At 71.1% G+C, this 17511-nt stretch carries 20 protein-coding genes and 1 pseudogene; 11 read left to right on the forward strand and 10 right to left on the reverse strand.

From position 1 onward, the window contains the following. Positions 1–2 precede the first annotated feature (2 nt). The 9 genes from AC07FY_RS30780 to AC07FY_RS30820 all read left to right on the forward strand — a co-directional run bounded on the left by AC07FY_RS30780 (position 3) and on the right by AC07FY_RS30820 (position 7167). Positions 3–1205, forward strand: a complete 1203-nt coding sequence (locus AC07FY_RS30780; protein WP_479012984.1) for a helix-turn-helix domain-containing protein — start codon at positions 3–5, stop codon at positions 1203–1205. A gap of 193 nt (positions 1206–1398) precedes the next feature. Continuing rightward, positions 1399–1845 carry a hypothetical protein gene (locus AC07FY_RS30785; RefSeq protein ID WP_479012986.1) on the forward strand — a complete coding sequence of 149 codons (447 nt, stop codon included), beginning with the start codon at positions 1399–1401 and terminating at the stop codon, positions 1843–1845. Beyond that, positions 1842–2036, forward strand: a complete 195-nt coding sequence (locus AC07FY_RS30790; RefSeq protein ID WP_479012989.1) for a hypothetical protein — start codon at positions 1842–1844, stop codon at positions 2034–2036. Before AC07FY_RS30785 ends, AC07FY_RS30790 begins: the two co-directional genes overlap by 4 nt. A gap of 65 nt (positions 2037–2101) precedes the next feature. Beyond that, entirely contained in the window at positions 2102–2989 is an 888-nt protein-coding gene (locus tag AC07FY_RS30795) for a glycosyltransferase (protein ID WP_479012992.1), read from the forward strand. Positions 2990–3090: 101 nt separating this feature from the next. After that, entirely contained in the window at positions 3091–3870 is a 780-nt protein-coding gene (locus AC07FY_RS30800) for an aminoglycoside phosphotransferase family protein (protein ID WP_479012995.1), read from the forward strand. After that, on the forward strand, positions 3867–4598 hold the full coding sequence (locus tag AC07FY_RS30805) for a glycosyltransferase (protein WP_479012998.1): 732 nt from the start codon (positions 3867–3869) through the stop codon (positions 4596–4598). Before AC07FY_RS30800 ends, AC07FY_RS30805 begins: the two co-directional genes overlap by 4 nt. After that, the gene (locus AC07FY_RS30810) at positions 4595–5521 is read left to right on the forward strand and encodes a PIG-L deacetylase family protein (protein WP_479013001.1); all 927 of its coding nucleotides are present in this window, start codon (positions 4595–4597) and stop codon (positions 5519–5521) included. Before AC07FY_RS30805 ends, AC07FY_RS30810 begins: the two co-directional genes overlap by 4 nt. Next, the gene (locus tag AC07FY_RS30815) at positions 5515–6129 is read left to right on the forward strand and encodes a hypothetical protein (protein ID WP_479013004.1); all 615 of its coding nucleotides are present in this window, start codon (positions 5515–5517) and stop codon (positions 6127–6129) included. The genes AC07FY_RS30810 and AC07FY_RS30815 overlap by 7 nt, the downstream gene beginning before the upstream one ends. 6 nt (positions 6130–6135) lie before the next feature. Continuing rightward, positions 6136–7167 (forward strand): glycosyltransferase, encoded by a 1032-nt coding sequence (locus AC07FY_RS30820; RefSeq protein ID WP_479013007.1) that lies wholly within the window; start codon positions 6136–6138, stop codon positions 7165–7167. Here the strand turns inward: AC07FY_RS30820 and AC07FY_RS30825 are convergent. Then, entirely contained in the window at positions 7164–8249 is a 1086-nt protein-coding gene (locus AC07FY_RS30825; protein WP_479013010.1) for a phosphotransferase, read from the reverse strand. The genes AC07FY_RS30820 and AC07FY_RS30825 overlap by 4 nt on opposite strands. Positions 8250–8420: 171 nt before the next feature. Between AC07FY_RS30825 and AC07FY_RS30830 the strand changes: the two genes are divergently transcribed. Beyond that, positions 8421–8972, forward strand: a complete 552-nt coding sequence (locus AC07FY_RS30830; protein ID WP_479013081.1) for a flavoprotein — start codon at positions 8421–8423, stop codon at positions 8970–8972. A 57-nt stretch (positions 8973–9029) separates the two neighbouring features. On the opposite strand, the gene AC07FY_RS30835 is transcribed toward AC07FY_RS30830, so the two are convergent. The 6 genes and pseudogenes from AC07FY_RS30835 to AC07FY_RS30860 all read right to left on the reverse strand — a co-directional run bounded on the left by AC07FY_RS30835 (position 9030) and on the right by AC07FY_RS30860 (position 14017). After that, positions 9030–10418 (reverse strand): hypothetical protein, encoded by a 1389-nt coding sequence (locus AC07FY_RS30835; protein WP_479013013.1) that lies wholly within the window; start codon positions 10416–10418, stop codon positions 9030–9032. Between the two features lie 205 nt (positions 10419–10623). Next, positions 10624–10941, reverse strand: a complete 318-nt coding sequence (locus AC07FY_RS30840) for a hypothetical protein (protein WP_479013016.1) — start codon at positions 10939–10941, stop codon at positions 10624–10626. A gap of 243 nt (positions 10942–11184) precedes the next feature. Then, a complete protein-coding gene (locus AC07FY_RS30845) occupies positions 11185–11370 on the reverse strand; it encodes a hypothetical protein (RefSeq protein ID WP_479013019.1) in 186 nt (61 codons plus the stop codon). 102 nt (positions 11371–11472) lie between these two features. Then, positions 11473–13196, reverse strand: a pseudogene (locus tag AC07FY_RS30850) (relaxase/mobilization nuclease domain-containing protein). Beyond that, positions 13193–13600, reverse strand: coding sequence for a plasmid mobilization protein (locus AC07FY_RS30855; protein WP_479013021.1), 408 nt, complete (start codon positions 13598–13600; stop codon positions 13193–13195). The pseudogene AC07FY_RS30850 and the gene AC07FY_RS30855 overlap by 4 nt, the downstream one beginning before the upstream one ends. A gap of 264 nt (positions 13601–13864) precedes the next feature. After that, a complete protein-coding gene (locus AC07FY_RS30860) occupies positions 13865–14017 on the reverse strand; it encodes a hypothetical protein (protein ID WP_365326962.1) in 153 nt (50 codons plus the stop codon). Between the two features lie 230 nt (positions 14018–14247). Between AC07FY_RS30860 and AC07FY_RS30865 the strand changes: the two genes are divergently transcribed. Continuing rightward, positions 14248–15083, forward strand: a protein-coding gene (locus AC07FY_RS30865; protein ID WP_479013024.1) for an IS5 family transposase whose coding sequence is annotated in 2 segments (ribosomal slippage) — positions 14248–14595 and positions 14598–15083 — 834 coding nt in all. Because the reading frame shifts where the segments join, the coding sequence is not laid out codon by codon here. Here the strand turns inward: AC07FY_RS30865 and AC07FY_RS30870 are convergent. The 3 genes from AC07FY_RS30870 to AC07FY_RS30880 form a co-directional block, all read right to left on the reverse strand. After that, positions 15080–15565, reverse strand: coding sequence for a DUF2637 domain-containing protein (locus AC07FY_RS30870; RefSeq protein WP_479013027.1), 486 nt, complete (start codon positions 15563–15565; stop codon positions 15080–15082). The genes AC07FY_RS30865 and AC07FY_RS30870 overlap by 4 nt on opposite strands. A gap of 107 nt (positions 15566–15672) precedes the next feature. Beyond that, positions 15673–16371: an ATP-binding protein gene (locus tag AC07FY_RS30875; protein ID WP_479013084.1), complete on the reverse strand. Its 699-nt coding sequence runs from the start codon at positions 16369–16371 to the stop codon at positions 15673–15675. Next, complete coding sequence (locus tag AC07FY_RS30880; protein ID WP_479013086.1) at positions 16368–17252, reverse strand: hypothetical protein; 885 nt, start codon at positions 17250–17252, stop codon at positions 16368–16370. The genes AC07FY_RS30875 and AC07FY_RS30880 overlap by 4 nt, the downstream gene beginning before the upstream one ends. Between the last annotated feature and the right edge of the window lie 259 nt (positions 17253–17511).

The following is a 17511-nucleotide window of genomic DNA, read 5'->3' on the forward strand; positions in this document are numbered from 1 at the left end:
GCATGCAGTGGTCGGAGTACACCACCTCTGAGCGCTTGAAGGCGTTGCGCGGTGCCATGACGCAGGAGCAGTTAGCCGAGGCCGCCGGGGTGTCCGTCGGCGTCGTCCGCAAGCTCGAACGCGGCGGGACGGCTTCCCTACCGTCGCTGCTGTCGATCGCCGACGCGCTCGGTACGGACATCGCCGTGCTCCTCGGGCAGCAGGCGCCGCGCCGGTCCATGGACCGTGATGAGAGGGCCGCGCTGCGTCTGGTCTCCGCGGCGACCCACGACGCTGCCATCGGCATCCCCGCCGAGGTCGAGCCGGGCAGTGTCGAAGAACTTCGAGCGGTCGTGCGTCGGGCGGACGCCGCCTACTGGGAAGGGCGGTACACCGAGCTCGGCACCCTCCTCGGGCGGCTCCTTCCAGAAGCCCGCGCCCGGTTCGACGCCGCCGGCCTCGATGAACGGGAGGCCGCAGCCGGCGTCCTGATCGACACCTTCCAGACCGCGGGTATGGCCGCCAACGTGCTCGGCTCGCGAGACCTGGCGTACGCGGCGTTGACGTACGGGCGGCAGATCGCCGTCCAGGGCGGGGACGAGCTGCGCGACGCCCATCTCGCCGCCACGACCGCGTGGGTCAATCTCCGTGATGGGCGCACCAAGCAGGGCTTCCTCCTCGCAGCGGCCCAGGCCGACCGGATCGAGCCCAAGATGAGCGAGCACGATCCGGACCGGCTCAGCGTCTACGGTCAGCTCGTCACGAACGCCGCCGTCGCCGCCTCCCGGGGCGGGGCGAGCGCGGACCACGCCCGCGAGTACCTCTCCCAGGCGCACGCCGTCGCAGCCCGCATCGGAGACGAACACGCCCGCGGCTCGCACGCACAGCCGTACGGGCCGATGTACGCCGCCACGCAAGCGATGAGCATCGCGGTGGCGCTCGGCGACACGGGCGGCGCTCTGCGCCTCATGGACACCGTCCGCCCGGACGCTAGCGTGCCTCTGGCCACCCGCGCCCGCTTCGGCCTGGACGTCGCTCTCACCCAGGTGGAATGCCGACGGTGGGAGGCCGCCGCCGACATCCTCCAAACGGTGTGCGAGACGGCTCCCGGCTGGGTGCGCCACCAGATGCTGCCCGGCGTCATCATCAGCAGGCTCGCCGGCGTGTCCGTCAGCCGGCTGCGCGGGCTGGCCAACTCCGCCGGTGTCCCGCTCGGGGTGCGCTGAGGAACGGGCCGCAGTACCACGGTCCGTCGTAGCTCCGCGGGTGCCGCCAGCATGACTGCTACGGGCCGTGTCAGCCCCACGGCGGAGTCCGCGACCGCTGCCACGGGAGGTGGCAGTCGAGCCCGGTACGAGGTTCCTCCGCTGCGACGGGCCGTGCCTGGGCCCGTGCATCGCAGGCCACCAGCCTGGAGGCATGCCGAACAACCCGCCCGGCGGCCTCGGGCACGTACCCGTTGCCGTCTACTCCTGCGCCACCACCTCCACCGCCCTGGGCGAGAGCGAGGAGCGTGGCCGCTACTACGCCGACGCCCGGCACTGGCACGTCGCCGGGGTCTGGTCCGACTCCGACCCGGCGCTGCCGCTCGCTGAGCGGCCGGGGTGGCAGGCGGTCACTGCCGCCCTGTCCGCCGGGATGATCCGGGGTGTCGTAGTCAGCGCGGCGGCCCATGTCGCCTCCGACGCAGCCCAGTTCGCGGCCCTCGGCCTGCTCCTCCGCGATCGGGGAGGGTTCCTCGCGGACGCGTCGAACGGCACCCCGGCCCGCCGTACACCCGGTCAGGCCCGACGCCGCCGCGACCTCGCGGACGCGGCCTCCGGCTGGTTCGGACAGACCGACACGCACGACGAGGGCACCTCGTGAGCGCCCGGCGCGCGTGGGTCGGTGACCTCGTCCGGGACGGAGACGGGCGGCGGGCGATCGTCACCGACGTCCGCGCCGACGGCACCGTGTGGGTGCTGCGGCCGCCGACCGGGGGCGGGCCCTGCTGGGAGACCGACGACCCCGACAGCCTCCAAGTCCTCGCTCCCTCCGGCGGCGGGGACAACCGGTGAGCTTCCACGCTCACCGTCCCATCCCTCACTCCCTCCCGTGCACCACGCCTGAAAGGCGACGTCCCGTGTACGCGTTCGGTCTCTGCATCGACCAGCAGTACCTCGTCCCCGGCCTCGCCGCGATCGCGGGCCTGGCCGACGGCCTCACCCCCGTCGCCCGCCGCAACGCAGCGGTACGGGTGCTCACCCTCGACCTCGCCCCGGCGCAGGCCCTGCTCCTCTCCGACTTCGCCAAGCGGACCGGCTTCGGCTCCTTCGACCTCCGCCGCTGCGTCCCGCTGCGCGCCTCGCGCATGGCGGACGCCTCGTACATCACCGTCACCACCTACCTGCGGTTCGAGTTCACGCCCGACTTCGTCCGCCGGCCCTACCTGATCTACGTGGACGCGGACGTGCTCGTACGCGGAGACATCACCGATCCGCTTGGATCCCTCCGGGAGGACCAGATCGGTGCCGTACGCGACGAGTTCAACCCGGCCGTAGGAGAGTGCCCGGCGCTGCCCGGGGCCGCCGAACGCTGGCCCCACCTGCGCGGCCGCCCCTACTTCAACGGCGGCGTTCTCTGGAGCCGCACCGGCCACATGCCCGTCGTCCGCAAGGGCGTCGAGCACGCGCTCATCCACGGCCGCCGCCACATCCTCCACAACGACCAGGACGCCCTGAACCTGTGGCTCCTGCACTCCGGCCGCGTGCGGCCGGTCGCCGCCGGGCTCAACAGGTTCGAGACCGGCCGGTTCCTTGAGCGGGGCAACTGGGTGCGGCGGGTCGTCACCCGGTCGCTCAGGCCGGACCCGGCCGCGGCTCTCGTGCACTTCGTCGGCCCGGAGAAGCCCTGGCAGGCTGACTGTCCCGTCACCGAGGACGTGGCCGAGTACCGGCGGCACCTGGCGGTCGCCCTTCGGCACGTTCGCCGCCTGGGTGCCTTCGGGGCGGAACCGGCGGGTGCGTGGTGAGCCCGACGAACGTCCCCCCGGCCGTTGCGCGGGCCGCCCTCGGTCTCGTGGGAGTGCCGGTCCGTGCCGCACACCGTCTGTCGGCACGGTCGAGGACGGTCGTGTACCGGGCTCTCCTGGCCGACGGTCGGAGCGTGGTCATCAAGCTGTACGCGGTCACCGCCCGCCGCAACGCGGCAACCGAGGCGGCGGCGGTCCGGGCCGTCGCCAAGCACGTCCCCGTGCCCGCCGCCCTCGCACACGGACACGTGCCCGGCCACGAGGTGACCGCTCTCATCACCGCGGACCTCGGCCCGCTCACCCTGGGAAACGCCGTGCGATCCGGCCGGGTGGACGACGAGCGAGCCCTGAGAGACCTCGGCGGCCTGCTCGGCCGCCTACACCGGGCCCCGGTCCAACCGTGGGCCCCGCGCCGGCCGCTCCATGAGCAGGTCACCTCGATCGGCCGTCGCTGCCCGTCCAGCGCTCTGGACTGCATCGCGCCCGCCCTGGCCGCCATCGCCGACGCCCCCGCGGCTGCCCCGGTGTGGTGCCACGGCGACCTGCACGGCGACAACGTCGTGCTCGCCGGGCCCCGAGCCGTCCGCCACCTCGTCGACTTCACCGACGCCGCAGCCGGCCCCCGCGAATTCGACGTGGCCCAGGCCCTGGTCATGTCCGGCGTCATCGCCTCCGCCCGGGCCCGCACGGTCACCGACGCCTATCCACTCGCCTTGGACCACCACCAGCTGACGGCCTGGGCCGTCTTCCACACGATGCGCTGCTGGGCCCACTCCGAACCCGGAGACGACCGCGCCCGGTGGGCCGGCCGCCTGGACGAGCTGAGCCGACGGACCCCGCACCTCTTTCGCGTACCCCGCCCGGAAAGGACATACCGATGACCACCCCTGCCTTGTCGGTGGTGATCCCCGCCTTCAACGAGGTCGCTTACCTGCCCCGCTACCTGCCCTCCGTCCTCGCCTCCGTCGCCCGCTGGGAGGAGGTCACCGGCCGCACCGGGGAGGTGATCGTCGTCGACAACGCAAGCACCGACGCTACCGCCGACATGGCAGCCTCCTTCGGCGCCCGCGTCGTCACCGAGTCCGTCCGTAACATCGGCCGGGTACGCAACACCGGAGCGGCGGCCGCCCGCGGCGGCCGGCTCTTCTTCACCGACGCCGACGTGGCCCTGCCACTGGAGGCGGTCAGCGCCGCCGCTGCCGCCATGGACGCCGGGGCCGTCGGCGGTGCCATCCCGCCGCTCTACACACCCGAGCGGCTCGGAGCCCGCCTGCTGTGCGCGTACTGGGATCACTACCGCACCCGGCGCGGCGGAGCCCAGGGCGTCAACCAGTTCTGCACCGCCGATGCCTTCCATCATGTCGGCGGGTACCGGGACGACCTGTTCATGAGCGAGGACGTGGAGTTCTTCGCCCGGCTCACCGCCCACGGCCAGGCCACCAGACGGCCCGTGACGATCCTCGACGAGCTGCGCGTACGCCCGTCGACCCGCCGCTACGACCAGTGGTCGAGCTTGCGGATGCTCTGGTGGCAGAACCCCGTCACCGCCCGCCTGCGGCTTCGGTCGCCCCGCATGTGGCGCCACTGGTACGAGACCACCGTGCGATGACGAAGGAGACCCCTGTGCGGCCTCAGCCCAAGCCCCTGCCCGCCGTCGACCTGCCGGTCCCGGACGGCAGCGGCATCTACACCTTCCCCGACGACCTCCACCGCGCCCACCAGACCCACACCCAGCAGCTCGCCGCCCGCCACCAGGCCATGGACCACCGTGCCCTGGAGGTGACGGCGCCCCACACCCGCGTCCCCTATTACGTCGAGGCCCGTACCCCAGCCGGCCGCCCGGTCCTCGTCATCGAACCCCACCACGACGACTTCGCCCTCTCCGCCTCGGGTGCCTTCCTCGCCAACCCCCGACCGCTGACCGTGGTCACCGTCTTCACCCGCTCCCGGAGCGTCCACCCCGCCCTGGAAGCCACGTACGCCGACGTCGACACGGTGTCCGAGCTGCGCGACCGCGAGGGCGCCGCCGCGCTCGCACCCTTCGCCGCCCGCCGACTCCTTCTCGGCCACAGGGACGCCGAGCCGCCGTACAGGCCCTATGACCCCGAGCTGCTCGACCGGGTCACCGAGGAGCTACGCCGGATCGCCGCGCTCCATCCCGACGCCGAGCTCCTCGCCCCCGCCGCGGTCACCCGCCACCCCGACCACCTCCTCGTCCACGAGGCCGCCGTCCGCCTCGGCTGCACCTGGTTCTGGGAGGACCTCGCCTTCTGGGCGACGTACGCGCTCGCCGGCTGCGACCAGCACCTGTTCCGTACACGTACGGGGGCGGCCATGCGGCCCGAGCTGGTCGACATCACCGACGTCGTCCTGGACAAGGTCACCGTCCTGAGGATGCACGGCTCGCAGATGCACCCAGCCCGGAAGATGTACCGGCCGATCCGGCACGCCTTCACCACGGCGGCCGACCTCGTCGACGGCACGGGACTCTACGCCGAGCGCTTCTACCGGACGGAGGAGACGACGTGCTGATCATCGCCCTGGAAGGGCCCTCCTATGCCGGCAAATCCACGGCGATACGCCACCTCCGCCACACCGCCCTCGGCTCGCGCGCGTTCGTCTCCGACTGCTACGTCAAGCACATCGCCCACCGCGACGACATCCCTCCGGCCCGAACCGACTCCGCGGCCGCCCAGTTGGCCGCCTTCGAGCGGTTCATGGAGATCGAGGCGACCCGAGTGGCCGAGGCCGCCGCGAGCGGCAGGCAGCTCGTCGTCCTCGACCGCTCCGTGGACACCCTGCTCGCCCACGCCTACGCCTTGGACGCCCTGTTCGGATACGGAGTCCACCACCGGCTCCGCGGCCGACTCACGACGCTCCCGTTCCTGCGCCCCGATCGCACCCTCTACCTCGACGTACCGGCCGAGACGCTCCACCTCCGCCGGAAGACCGCCGGCCACACCGCCGCCGAGTCCGAGTACTTCCTCCATGAGCCGGGCTTCCTCCACCACGCACGCGACTACTTCGTCCACACGGCCCGCCGGCCCATGACGCGAGAGCTCACGGTCCTCGCCGCCGACGCCGACCCGGACGAAGTCACCCGGGCCGTGGAAGCCCTCGTCGGCTTCTGGACGAGGTGACCGCCGGTGCCCACCGCCCTCTTCGCCTGGCGCCGCACCCCACCCCCATTCCTCATCGGAGGCGCCGAGGTCACCCAGCAACTCCTCGCCGAAGAACTCGCCGCCGCCGGCTGGCGCGTCACCTACCTCGGCTCACACGAGGCGCCGTGGGACGGAGCCACCCAGCTCACCGACATGCGCGCCCATCTCCACAGGAATCGCGTCCCGTACGACGAAGCGAACGGCACCCTGCGCTACCGGTGGAACGGGGTCGAGTGCGCGGCGCTGACGCAGAACAACGTGGAGCACGCCCTGGGCAGCCTCCTGGGGGAACTCCGCCCCGACGTCGTGTTCACCGCCCAGGAAGGATCAGCGAGGCTGGCCGAACTGGCGAAGCCGACCACCCTCGTCGCCGGCCTGCTCCACTCCGTCTCCGCCACCGGACTGGGCGTCCTCGCCGGCCGTCCCCACTATGGGCTTGCTGTGTCGAAGTTCGTCCGAGACCGGGCACCCCACACGCCCGGCACCCGCATCGACGTGGTGTACCCGCCGTTCGCCCGCCCACGACCGGCTACGGACACGGAGCGCACCCCAGCCGTACTGATGGTCAACCCCATCCCCGCCAAGGGCGCCGAGCTGCTGCACCAGCTCATCCGCCTCATGCCGGAGCAGCTCTTCACCCTGGTCGAGGGCTGGTGGGACACGTCTGCCGACTTCGCGGCCTATCCGAACGTCACGTATGTGCCCCGTGTTTACGACATGGAGCCGCTGTACCGTAGCCACCGCCTTCTGCTGGCCCCGTCCACCGTGGAAGACGCCTTCCCCCGCGTGATCGTCGAGGCCGCCCTCCACGGCGTCCCGACCATCGGTACCAACCGGGGCGGGATCCCCGAAGCCGTCGGCGACACCGGGATCGTCCTGCCCGCCACCGCCGGCCCCGAGGCGTGGGCGCGAGCAATCCGAGACGTGGACCGCGAAGCGCTGGGGGAGCGGGCACGGACCAGAGCGGCACGTTTCACCCGCCCGTGCCTCCCAGAGCTCCGGGAACTGGGGATCTAGCGAGCGCCGCCGAACGCCCGCTCCACTTTGTCGAGCCGCTCCGTCCACCAGTGGAGGAGCGCTTCGTCGGCGATGAACAGGTCGTCGCAGGAGTGGTCACCCCGGTCGTAGTGGAATTCGAGCTGCCAGAAGTCCGTCATCCGCTTCCACCACAGGCGGCGTGCGGCGTCGAGCAGCGCGGCCGGCTCCAACGGGATCACCGACCGGTAGCCGCTCACGAAGGCCGCCACTCGCCCCAGGTCGAAGACGCCTTCCACCCCGAACTGCACCTGCGCCGTACGGACGACCTCCTCCGCGTAAGGGCGCACGCCCAGCCGGTCCCAGTCCAGGACGGCCGTCAGATCGCCGTCGGCCCAGAGGAGGTTCCGGTACTGGAAGTCGCCGTGCGTCCAGCCGTACGGCCCTGCGGGAACGTCTCCCTCAGGGCGCAGGGCCGCGTACTTGGCGAGCAGCACCCGACGCTTGGCGAGGGCGTCGAGCGCCGCCGCGTCGAAGGAGTCGCCCGAACCGTGGGCCCGCGCAGCAGTGGCGAGCCGGTCGGCCTTCTCCGACGCCCGTTCCGGCGTGACGACGTCCGCGGTGAGACTGTCGGGAACAGCGGGGAGGACCCCGGTTTCGGCGGCGTGCCCGAGCGCCAGGTGGAGCTTGGCGAGGACTGCGCCGAGCCGTCGCACCTGAGCGAGGGGGAGGTCCACGCCACGAACGTGCACCCCTTGTGCCCAGGGGAACAGGCAGTACCCGCTCCCGCCGACCTCGACCACGACCCCACCCGACGAGCCGACCGCAGGGACGATCACTGGAATGCCGGCCTCGGCCAGGGTCGGCAACACGGCAAAATTGCGGCGCAACCTGTCGAGCGGTACATCCGTGACCCGCTTCAGAGCGAAGGTCCCTCGCGACGTGTTCAGCTGCCAGTTCATGTTCATGAGGCCGTCAGCCAGATGACGCCAGTCGACGACGTCCCCGAGGTCGAAGTCCTTGATCAGTTCCGCGAGATCATGGGAGGGAATGCGGTGCCTGCTCGCCATATGCGCGTTGGTCACCTTGGCGACGATACGTGAGCTGAGCACCCGGGTGCACAAGGATCACCGCGCGGCACCGGCATCAGTGGTCCAGCCGACGCTTGTACTCAGACACCGTGCCCTTCGTGCAGGTGGCAGGCGGCTTCTCCGACCCGGCCCCGTCCGCGGATGCCGACGCCTAGGGTCTGAATCGTGACCGCAGGGGAGCGCGTCGACGAGGGGGGCAAAGCCATGAACGACCGGCCGAAGAAGCCGTTCCTGTATGTCGTCGTCTGCGCCGCCGGCATCGCGGGCGACGCGCACAAGCTGATCACCGCCGCGCAGGAGCAGGGCTGGGGCGTCGGCGTCATAGCCACACCCCAGGGCCTCGGCTTCCTCGACACCAAGGCGATCGAGTCCCAGACCGGCTACCCGATCCGCTCGGCCTGGCGCAGCCCTGGCGACCCGCGCCCCCTCCCGCCCGCCGACGCCATCGCGGTCGCGCCCGCCACGTTCAACACGATCAACAAGTGGGCCGCCGGCATCGCCGACACTCTCGCGCTGGGCATCCTGTGCGAGGCGTACGGGATGGGTATCCCGACGGTCGTCCTGCCGTATGTGAACGCGGCCATGGCCGCACACCCGGCGTACGACCGGAGCCTGAACCAGCTGCGGGAGATGGGCGTGCTGGTCGGGTCGTACGAGCCGCACCGGCCGAAGGCGGGCGGGGGAGCGGAGCGTTTTCGGTGGGAGGAGGCGCTGGAGCTTTTGGACGACAGGGGCGCAGGTCTCTTCGGACGGTGATCCGGATCGACGCCCGCGCGCCTGTCGTCGGTCGGAGAGGACCGGGCGGATCTTTCGTCAGTGGGCGGAGCCCGGACGCGGCTCCTCGTCCTGCCCCGGCAGCAGTCGCAGGGCGAGGACCGAGCCGTCGGCGTGGACGGAGACCGGGCCGCCCCAGTCCTTGTCGTAGCTGAGCCGGGAGCGGGCGTGGCGGCCGGCATGGACGATGGCCCGGTACTCCTCGACGTCGCCCCTGGCGAGGAGGCGGAAGATCTCCTCGTCCACGCCGGAGAACGCCTCGACGCGGGGGCCGTTCAAGCGGAAGACGTGGTCGGTGCCGACGTACGCGGTGCCGGAGAGGGTGTGGGCGGCGTCCTGGGTGCTCATGGCGGCCGCGTGTTCGAGACCGGTGAAGCGTTTACGGCCCTGCCGGTCGGTGAGGTGGCGGGCGGTGGCGTGGCCGGAGCCGGTGAACGCCATGAGGCCCGCCGCGGTGGTGTGGGCCAGGGACTCCTGGAACCAGGCGTAGTCCTTCGGCTGCACGTGGCAGCCCCGTACGGGCTCCGGGGTTACCAGGCCCTCGGTGGGCGGGTGGATGTCCGGCATCACGTTCGCCTGGAACGGTGGGGCGTTCAGGTTCGCCTCACGGACTTCCGCCGGGGACAACCGGCCTCCGCTGCCGGGTGCCTGGAGGGCATGGACGGTCATCGCGCCGCCGTCCGTCGGGAGCTGCGTGCTGAACAGTAGGCCGGGGGTCTCGTTCCACGCGCCGATGTGGACCGCCTCGGCGTGGGCGGAGGCGGAAGCCAGCTGGTCGGCGGAGGTGGCGGCGTCGCCGTGGTTGCCCTTGCAGGCGAGGGGGATGACGAGAGACGGCTCGCCAGGACGCCAGACCTCGGCGAAGTACTGCGGGCGGTAGCGGTACTTCACCTTCTCGCCCTTGTCCCTGCTCGTGAGGGCCCAGCCCGCGCGTAACACCGTGTCGGCGGGGACGATCGTCACCGAATGGTCGGGGAAGCGGCTGCGCAGCATGTGCTCCGCGAGGGTCAGCGCGAAGCCGATGCCGAGCTCGCCGGACTGCAGCGACTTGTAGTGGTCCGCGATGCGGTGGCCCTCGTCGGTGAGACCGAGGAAGGAGTCCCTGCCGCCGGCCAGGGCCTGGGTGTACTTCAGCGCGCCCCAGTGCTCCGCCAGTCCCCGGCCCGCGCCACGCCACGAGAGGGCGGTGGCCCGGGCGAGGGTGTGGAGGACGTCCCAGAGGGTCACTTCGAACTGCCGGGGCAGCTCCGTCGACGGGATCGGGACGAGGTCGGGCTTCCTGCGGAGCGGCTCGTCCTCGTTCTCCTTCCGCTTCTTGTCGTCCGCTGCGACGGCGGCTTCCACCTTGCCGACGAGTGCGTCGTCGGAGTGGATGGAGATGTTCGACGGCTGGGTCAGGTCCTGGAGCACTTCCTCGGTCGGCTTCAACAGCTCTCCTTCACGGTGTGCGAGGGCGGTTCGCCATCGGCTGGACCGTACGGAAGGGAGGAGCGGCGCACGCAAGTGCGCAGGGGCGCGTGGTCTGGACTTCGGCACGGCGGCGGACAGTATGCAGCCGGTGGCAGGGAAGACCCTCGCCACCGGCTGGTTGTTTACATGGAGGATCTGGCCCGTTCCTGCTATTTCTCTCGGGTCATGCATCGGCGCCTGTGGCGACGATGCCGCACAGGCGGTCGTATTCGAGCATGTCCTCGTGAGTCATGAACTGGACGAGGGCCATGTGATGGTCCAGGGCGTAGGAATAGATCAGCTTGGCGGGTTCGGTGACGGCTGCTTTGGCTTCGGTTCCTGCTTCGGGGTTGTGGATGCGGACGCCGGCGGCCTGGAATTCTTCGAGAGTGGCGTCATCGGCGAGTGCCTGTTCTTCGTCGGTGAAGGGGCGGCCGTCGAGGTGGCGGAAGGTGCGGGTGCCCCACGGCCGGTCGAAGTCCGTGTCGAACAGCAGGGCCATGATGTGGGGGCGGGGGAGGGGTGGGCATGGAGGTTTCCTTGTGCCTGGTCAGGAGGTGTACGGGGTGAAGGAGAGAGCGGGTTCGATCATGAGCTTGAGCAGCCGGTCGAACTCGGCTCGCTCGTCCTCCGCCATGAGGGCGTGGGCGTTGCCGAGGTCCTTCTCGTCGAGCTATTCCATGAACGGGGCGAGGAAAAGCTGGATGGCTTCGGGTGCTTCCTCGTGCATCTGGAGGTAATCCATTTAGCGCGAATGCTGGATCTTCAGCTCTTCGAGGTCGGCGCGCGTGGCCTGGAAGATTAGTGTGCGTTCCTCCTGGGTCAAGGAGCGGCCGTCTCGATGGGACCAGGAGCCGGTTTCGCGGAAGTGCGGGAAGTTCGCGTCGCAGAGCAGGGAGACGATCTCGGGGCGGGCTTCGGACGGGGGCATGCGGGATTCCTTCCGGGGGTTGGTCGGAAGGTCAATTGTTGGGAGAGTCGCCGGTTAGGATAACCGGCGATTCTGGGCTATCTTTCCGCCTCGTTTCGCGGGTCAGCGCTGCCTTCGGGTGTCGTTCGAGGTCCTGGCGTCGAGGTGTGCCGCACGTTGCTGCGAGGAGGCGGCAGCGCTGCCTCGTCCATGCGTGCTGCGGGAGTTCTGGGGATCGGCGGGGAGGTCGGCCATCCGTCGTAGCCGCCACACGAGCATGTCACTCATGCGCTCCGCCGTGTCCAAATCCCTCTGGGTGGCTGCCTGCACCAGCAGAGCGGTGGGGTTGTGGCCGGTGGTGCCGGTGGTCCGGGCTTCGTCGAGGGTGGCTGCGAGGGCGGGCCATCCGCGTTCGGCGAGGACCTGGTCGGCCAGCTGGGGCAGAGCTTGGCGCAGGGTGGCGGCGTGATGGCGTTGCCAGGCAGGGGCCAGACGGCTGCCCCGCTGGTGGAGGAAGGCCATGGGGTGGGCGGCAGCGGCGGGATAGGCGGCGCGGAGGTGTGCGGCGGCCCGGTGGGCGGCTTCGGCCTGCTGGAAGTGCTGCTTCCTGGCGTGCCAGTGGGCGGCGGCGGTGATCAGGAAGAACAGCATGTCGATGACCATTGCGGTGGTGGCGCCGTCCTCGCCCCGGCCGAGGGCCGGGCCGCTGTGGACGAGGTCGCGGGCGGCTCGGCGCAAGGCGTGATCGTGACCGCGTGCGGCGCGGACGTGGGAGCGGGAGGCACGTTCGAAGGCGGCTGCTGCGGCTTGGAGTTCGTGGCGGGTGTGGGCGGCGGAGGTTTTGGCGAGGGCGTCGAGGACCTCCCCTGTGGCGGATATCTGTGCGGCGATGACGCCGTCGTCGCCGTGGTCGATGACGAGCAGGGCCTGCCAGTGGCTGTGGCGGCGTGTCGGCGTGCGGACGCGGGCCCGGTCACCCACGGCTGGGAGGGCTCCGAGGAGAGGGCTTCCGCGGATGTGGTCCAGCGTTCACGGATCCGGGGCAGCGAGAGGTCTGGGGCGAGCTTGGAACCGGAGTAGAAGACCGGCTCGCCCTTGCCGTTGCGGTCATCAGGTAGGGCGACGGTGTAGCCGAGGGTGTCGCCCGAGGGTGCGATGCGCCGCCGGACGAGCAGACCGGCCGAGGCGAGCCGGTCGAAGAACTCCTCCTCACTGGCTGCGCCGGCCACCGAGCGGCGGACTTCCTCGCGCAGCTCCTCGCGTGGGGTGCGCTGTCGGCCGAGGCGGTCGGCTTTGTGGCGTTCGGAGCTGGTGGGCCGCGTGGCGGCGGTACCGTCCCCCGCCGCCACGCGGTGGAGGCCGTAGTCGACTTCGATCTGGCGGCATTCGGTCTGGGCGCGCTTGGCGGAGCGGTGGTGGTCGGGGCGGCGGCCGTCTTCACGGACGAGCGTGGCGATGAGGTGGATGTGGTCGTCGGCGTGGCGGACGGCTGCCCAGCGGCAGCCCGCGCCGTCGCCGGGGTCGATGCCCGTGGCGGCGATGACGCGGCGGGCGATGTCCGCCCATTCGGCGTCGGTGAGGGTGCGGTCGCCGGGGGCGGCACGGACGGAGGCGTGCCACACGTGGGTGGTGGGGCGGGCGTCTTCGTCGAGGAGGTGCAGGGGCTCGTCCAGGAGCTGGGCGAGGTCGACGATGGTGGTGCTCCGGTCGCGGCCGGGGTCGGGGGCGAAGCCGTCGAAGGAGGCGACGAGGTGGGGGTCGGTGTGTTCCTCGCGGCGGCCGGGGCCGTAGAGGTAGGCGAGCAGGCGGACGGTGTTGCGGCCCTGCTTGTGGATGCGGGGTATCAAGCGGCGGTGCCTTCGGAGTTCGGGTCGGTGAGGCGGGCGGTGACGTGGCGGACGGCGTCGACGGCGTGGCGGACGGCGGCGATGGTGTCCTCCAGGCCGTCGGGGTAGGTGCCGCTGTTGAGCGCGTGGGCGGCCTGGTTGAGGTTGTTGTTCGCGTGCCCGAGCTGGCGCCGGAGCGTGAAGAGGATGGTCAGGGTGTCCTGGCGGGTGGCGATGGCGGCTGCGGTGCGGTCGAGGTCGCGGGCAGCGGTGAGTCCGCTGTGGGCGAGGAAGCCGGCGATGCTCATGCCGACCGCTTCGGCGCCGGCGGCGATGGTCGCGTGCTCGGCGTCGCTGAGGTGGACGCTGTGCGCGCGGCGCTGCGTACGGGCGCGTACGCGGGACTTGCCACGGCGACGCGGCACCGGCTGCGGTCCGCCCTCGGCCGCAGCCCCACCCTCCCGCGCCCCCTGGCGCGGGAGGGTGCCCGCCACCCCCGGGGCGGGCACCGGTTCGGACGCACCCCCGACGGGGGAGTGTCCGAACCTCCAACTTGCTCCGCCCGGGGCAGCGCCGGTGGGCACCAACGGCTGGTTGGTGAGGGCCTCGGTGTGGCTGTCGTGCATCGGAGTGTTCCTTCGGAGCGAGTGCTGGAGGGGCGCCCGTGTGGGCCTGGGGTGACGGGGACGTCAGGCGGTGGCCGCCAGATTCTTGGCGGTGGCCGCTTCGTCCAGGACGGTGTCGGCGGCCTTCTGGGCCCGGGCCCTGTCGACGGTGTAGCCCTGGGCACGGGCGGTGCGCTCCAGGTCGGTCCGGCGGACGGTGCCGGTCTCGTAGCGCATCTGGCGGGCGAGCTCCAGGAGGTACGCGTCAGGGGCGCTGGCCTTGCGCCCGCCAGGTTTTGGCGTCGCTTTCCTCGGCGGTGTGGCGGTGGCGGGAGGCGGCGCCGTGGTGGTCGTGGCGGGGGAAGCCGGTGCGGCGGGCGGCTTCGGCTCTGGCGTGGCGGTCGGCTGCACCAGGCGCTGCTTAGAGGTCCTAACAGAAGCTGTTGATCATGTGACTTTCGGTTCGGATGGTCGTTGGTCTGGCCGTGGGGAAACGTCAGTCGCGGCCATGGATCGTGTCGGATGAACTGTGGTCGCTCATCGAGCCGTTGCTGCCTGAGCCGGCGCCGAAGCAGGTGGAAGGACGTCCTCGGGTGCCAGATCGGCAGGCACTGTGCGGGATCCTGTTTGTGCTGCATACCGGGATCCAGTGGGAGTACCTGCCGCAGGAGCTGGGCTTCGGGTCCGGCATGACCTGCTGGCGGCGTCTGGCCGCGTGGAACGCTGCCGGCGTGTGGGACCAACTGCACGTGGTGCTGCTGAAGAAGCTGCGGGTCGCAAAGAAGCTGGACTGGTCGCGGGCGGTGATCGACTCCTCCCACGTCAGGGCCGCTCGGCGGGGCCCAAAAGCGGGCCCAGCCCGGTCGACAGAGCACGTCCGGGCAGCAAGCACCACCTCGTCGTAGACGGCCAGGGCATCCCACTAGCCGTCTCGCTGACCGGCGGCAACCGCAACGACGTCACCCAGCTGATACCCCTGCTGAAGAAGATCCCTTCCGTCGCCGGCCTGGTCGGACGGCCCCGCAACCGCCCCGACAGCCTCCTCGGAGACCGCGGCTACGACCACGACAAATACCGCCGCCTCGTCTGGGCGCTCGGCATCAAACCAGTAATCGCCCGGCGCGGCGTCCCACACGGATCCGGCCTCGGAGTCCACCGGTGGGTCGTAGAGCGGACCATCGCCTGGCTCCACGGCTTCCGCCGACTACGGATCCGATGGGAACGACGCGACGACATCCACGAAGCCTTCCTCGGCCTCGCCACCTGCCTCATCACCCACCGACACGTCCAACGCCTTTGTTAGGACCTCTTAGCGGGTATGGCGGTGGCGGCGGACTTGGCAGCGGGCGGTGGCGGTCCGCCACTGTGTGCCTTGGCGGTTGGCGGTTCGGCCGCCATCGCCTTGTTGGCGGCGAGGTGGCGGTTGATGACGAGGTAAAGGTGGACGGCGCCGGCGAGGGCGAGTGGGGCGATGGCGGACAGGGCGCCGACGGTGGCGTTGTTGAGGTGGAGGCGGGCCTGTTCGTTCAGGCGGATGGCGTGCAGGGCGTTGGCCCAGATGCTGGCGCCGGTCGCCAGGGTGACGAGCGTCCACACGTACAGGCGGGAGCGGAGAGGGGCGGTGCGCAGGATGAGCAGGGCGGTGACGCCCAGCGCGATGAAGCCGTCGATGACGAGGGGGAAGAGGTAGGTCAGCGGTCCACTGATGTGGGCGGCGACGGCCATTTGCCGCAGGGCGTCGTAGGAGAGGACGAAGCCGACGGCGGCGATCAGGGTGATCCCCATGAGGAGGGGACGGCCTCGCCGTTCGAAGGCGGGGCGTATCGGGGCAGGGGAGGGCAAGAGCAGGAATCTCCGGTGTGGTGCAAGGGGCGGGATGGGCGCTGTCGGGGTCAGGCGACGGGCTTCTGACGGCGGCGGTCGTCGCCTTCGAGGGTGACGCGTTCGGTCATCTGGGCCAGGCGGGAGGCGACGCGGTCGCCGAGGGCTGCCCGCAGGGTGTCGGTGGTGAGGTTGCTGGTGATCAGGGTGGGGCGCAGGTGCTCGTACCGGTGGTTGATCAGCCGGTAGGTCAACTCCTCGGTCCACTCGCTGGTCTTCGCCGCGCCAAGGTCGTCCAGGAGCAGCAGCGGGCAGCGCATCAGGCTCTGCAGGTCGCGCTCGCTGTCGAACCCGGGGCGCGGGCGCAGCCGGGCGTAGAGGTCGGCGGCGGTGACGGCTTCCCAGCGCAGGCGGACCCCGGCGGCCAGCAGGGTGCGGATGGCGCCGTACGCCTGGTGGGTCTTGCCGGTGCCGGTCGGTCCGACGATTCGCAGCGAGGGGCCCTCCGCGATGCCCGGTGCGCCGCCGGGGCCGGGGCGTCCGGCGCGGGTGATCTCGTCCGCCCAGGCGGTGACCTGGGGGTGGTCGGCGAGGGCGTGGCGGAAGCGGGCGGGGATGCGGGCTTCCGCCTGTTGCAGTGCGGTGACGGGTTCGGGCGTCGGCTCCTGGGCGGCGGCGTTGGGGGCGATACCGCGCTGGGCCAGGATGTCGCCGAGGCGGCCGGTGATCCGGGCGGGCTGCTGCGGGTCGCGAGTGAGGGCGGCGGTCAGAGGTCGCCTCCGTAGGCAGCGGCGGTGTTGGTGGGGTTGGTCCACGGCTGGTGGGCAGCGGCGGCGGGGGTGGCGTTCATGGCCTCGTGGACGAGACTGGGCAGGGTGCTGGGGTGCAGGCCCTTGGCGCGGTGACGGTTGAGGCCGGCGCGGATGTGGTCCGGGGCGATGCCCTCGTTGAGGAGCTTCTTCACCTCCTGGCCGAGGTGGCTGAGCACGTCCTGCGGCGGGCGGTAAGCGCATCCGGCGGCGTACTCGCCGATCAGGTCCTTCGTCGAGACCGAGTCGGGCGCGGGGGGCGCCTGCGCCCCCAACGGGGTAGATCCTAGATCCCTGTTCCTAGGTCCTAGATCCGGACGGTGAGGGCTCACGGAGGGCTCGGTGAGCCCTCCCTGCGGCTGCGGTGAGTGCTCACGGAATTGCCTCTGACCTGCGGATTCGTTGTTCACGGAGGGCTCCGTGAGTCCTCGCTGACGACTTGCGGAAGTCTCCACGAGAGCTCCCTGCGCCTGCGCTGAGGGCTCACGCGGAATCCCGAGATCGTGGTGCGGGCACGGGGGCGTCCGGACACCGCTGGGCCGGTTGATCTTCTGGTGCTGGGCGAAGGTGACGATGTGCAGGTACCGGCCGTCCCCGCCCTCGTACCGGCAGATCAGCCCGGCACCGTGGAGCTGGATCAAGTCGTCCTCGACCGCCTCCGGGCCGTGCTCGCGGCGCAGCGACCACAGCTGGCCGGCGATGACGGCGGCCTGGTCGCGAAACCGGCCCTGGTCGTCGGCCTGGGTGAGCAGCCCGAAGAAGGTCCGCTCGGCGGACAGCGACACCGCCGCGAGGGACTCGGACGAGAACGCCTCGGGCTTGATGGTGCGGATACGGGCGATGGCGATCGACCACCTTTCAGGGAGAGGGCTGGGGAATCCGGCGGTGCGGGGTGCATGGCCAACACAGCCACACCTGGGGCGCAGAAGTCCAGACTTTGCACTGGAATTCCGTACAGCCCGGCGGCATGCCGCGTCGGCGAGTCCCGCAACTGTAGGGCCGAATTCCCGCTCACCGAAATCGCTGCGGGAAATCGCCGGGTGATTTGCATCGCTCACGGCAGACAGGAGTGCCCTTCCGGACCGGCCGGCGCGCAAGCTA

The sequence above is a fragment of the Streptomyces sp. NPDC045967 genome (genome assembly GCF_056430495.1).

What these genes read in the sequence shown, in the direction of transcription:
- AC07FY_RS30870 (WP_479013027.1), bottom strand. Translation starts at nt 15,565, where the DNA reads ATGGGGATCACCCTGATCGCCGCCGTCGGCTTCGTCCTCTCCTACGAC.
- AC07FY_RS30845 (WP_479013019.1), bottom strand. Translation starts at nt 11,370, where the DNA reads ATGCCCCCGTCCGAAGCCCGCCCCGAGATCGTCTCCCTGCTCTGCGAC.
- AC07FY_RS30840 (WP_479013016.1), bottom strand. Translation starts at nt 10,941, where the DNA reads ATGGCCCTGCTGTTCGACACGGACTTCGACCGGCCGTGGGGCACCCGC.
- AC07FY_RS30785 (WP_479012986.1), top strand. Translation starts at nt 1,399, where the DNA reads ATGCCGAACAACCCGCCCGGCGGCCTCGGGCACGTACCCGTTGCCGTC.
- AC07FY_RS30830 (WP_479013081.1), top strand. Translation starts at nt 8,421, where the DNA reads ATGAACGACCGGCCGAAGAAGCCGTTCCTGTATGTCGTCGTCTGCGCC.
- AC07FY_RS30810 (WP_479013001.1), top strand. Translation starts at nt 4,595, where the DNA reads ATGACGAAGGAGACCCCTGTGCGGCCTCAGCCCAAGCCCCTGCCCGCC.
- AC07FY_RS30805 (WP_479012998.1), top strand. Translation starts at nt 3,867, where the DNA reads ATGACCACCCCTGCCTTGTCGGTGGTGATCCCCGCCTTCAACGAGGTC.
- AC07FY_RS30860 (WP_365326962.1), bottom strand. Translation starts at nt 14,017, where the DNA reads ATGCGCTACGAGACCGGCACCGTCCGCCGGACCGACCTGGAGCGCACC.
- AC07FY_RS30780 (WP_479012984.1), top strand. Translation starts at nt 3, where the DNA reads ATGCAGTGGTCGGAGTACACCACCTCTGAGCGCTTGAAGGCGTTGCGC.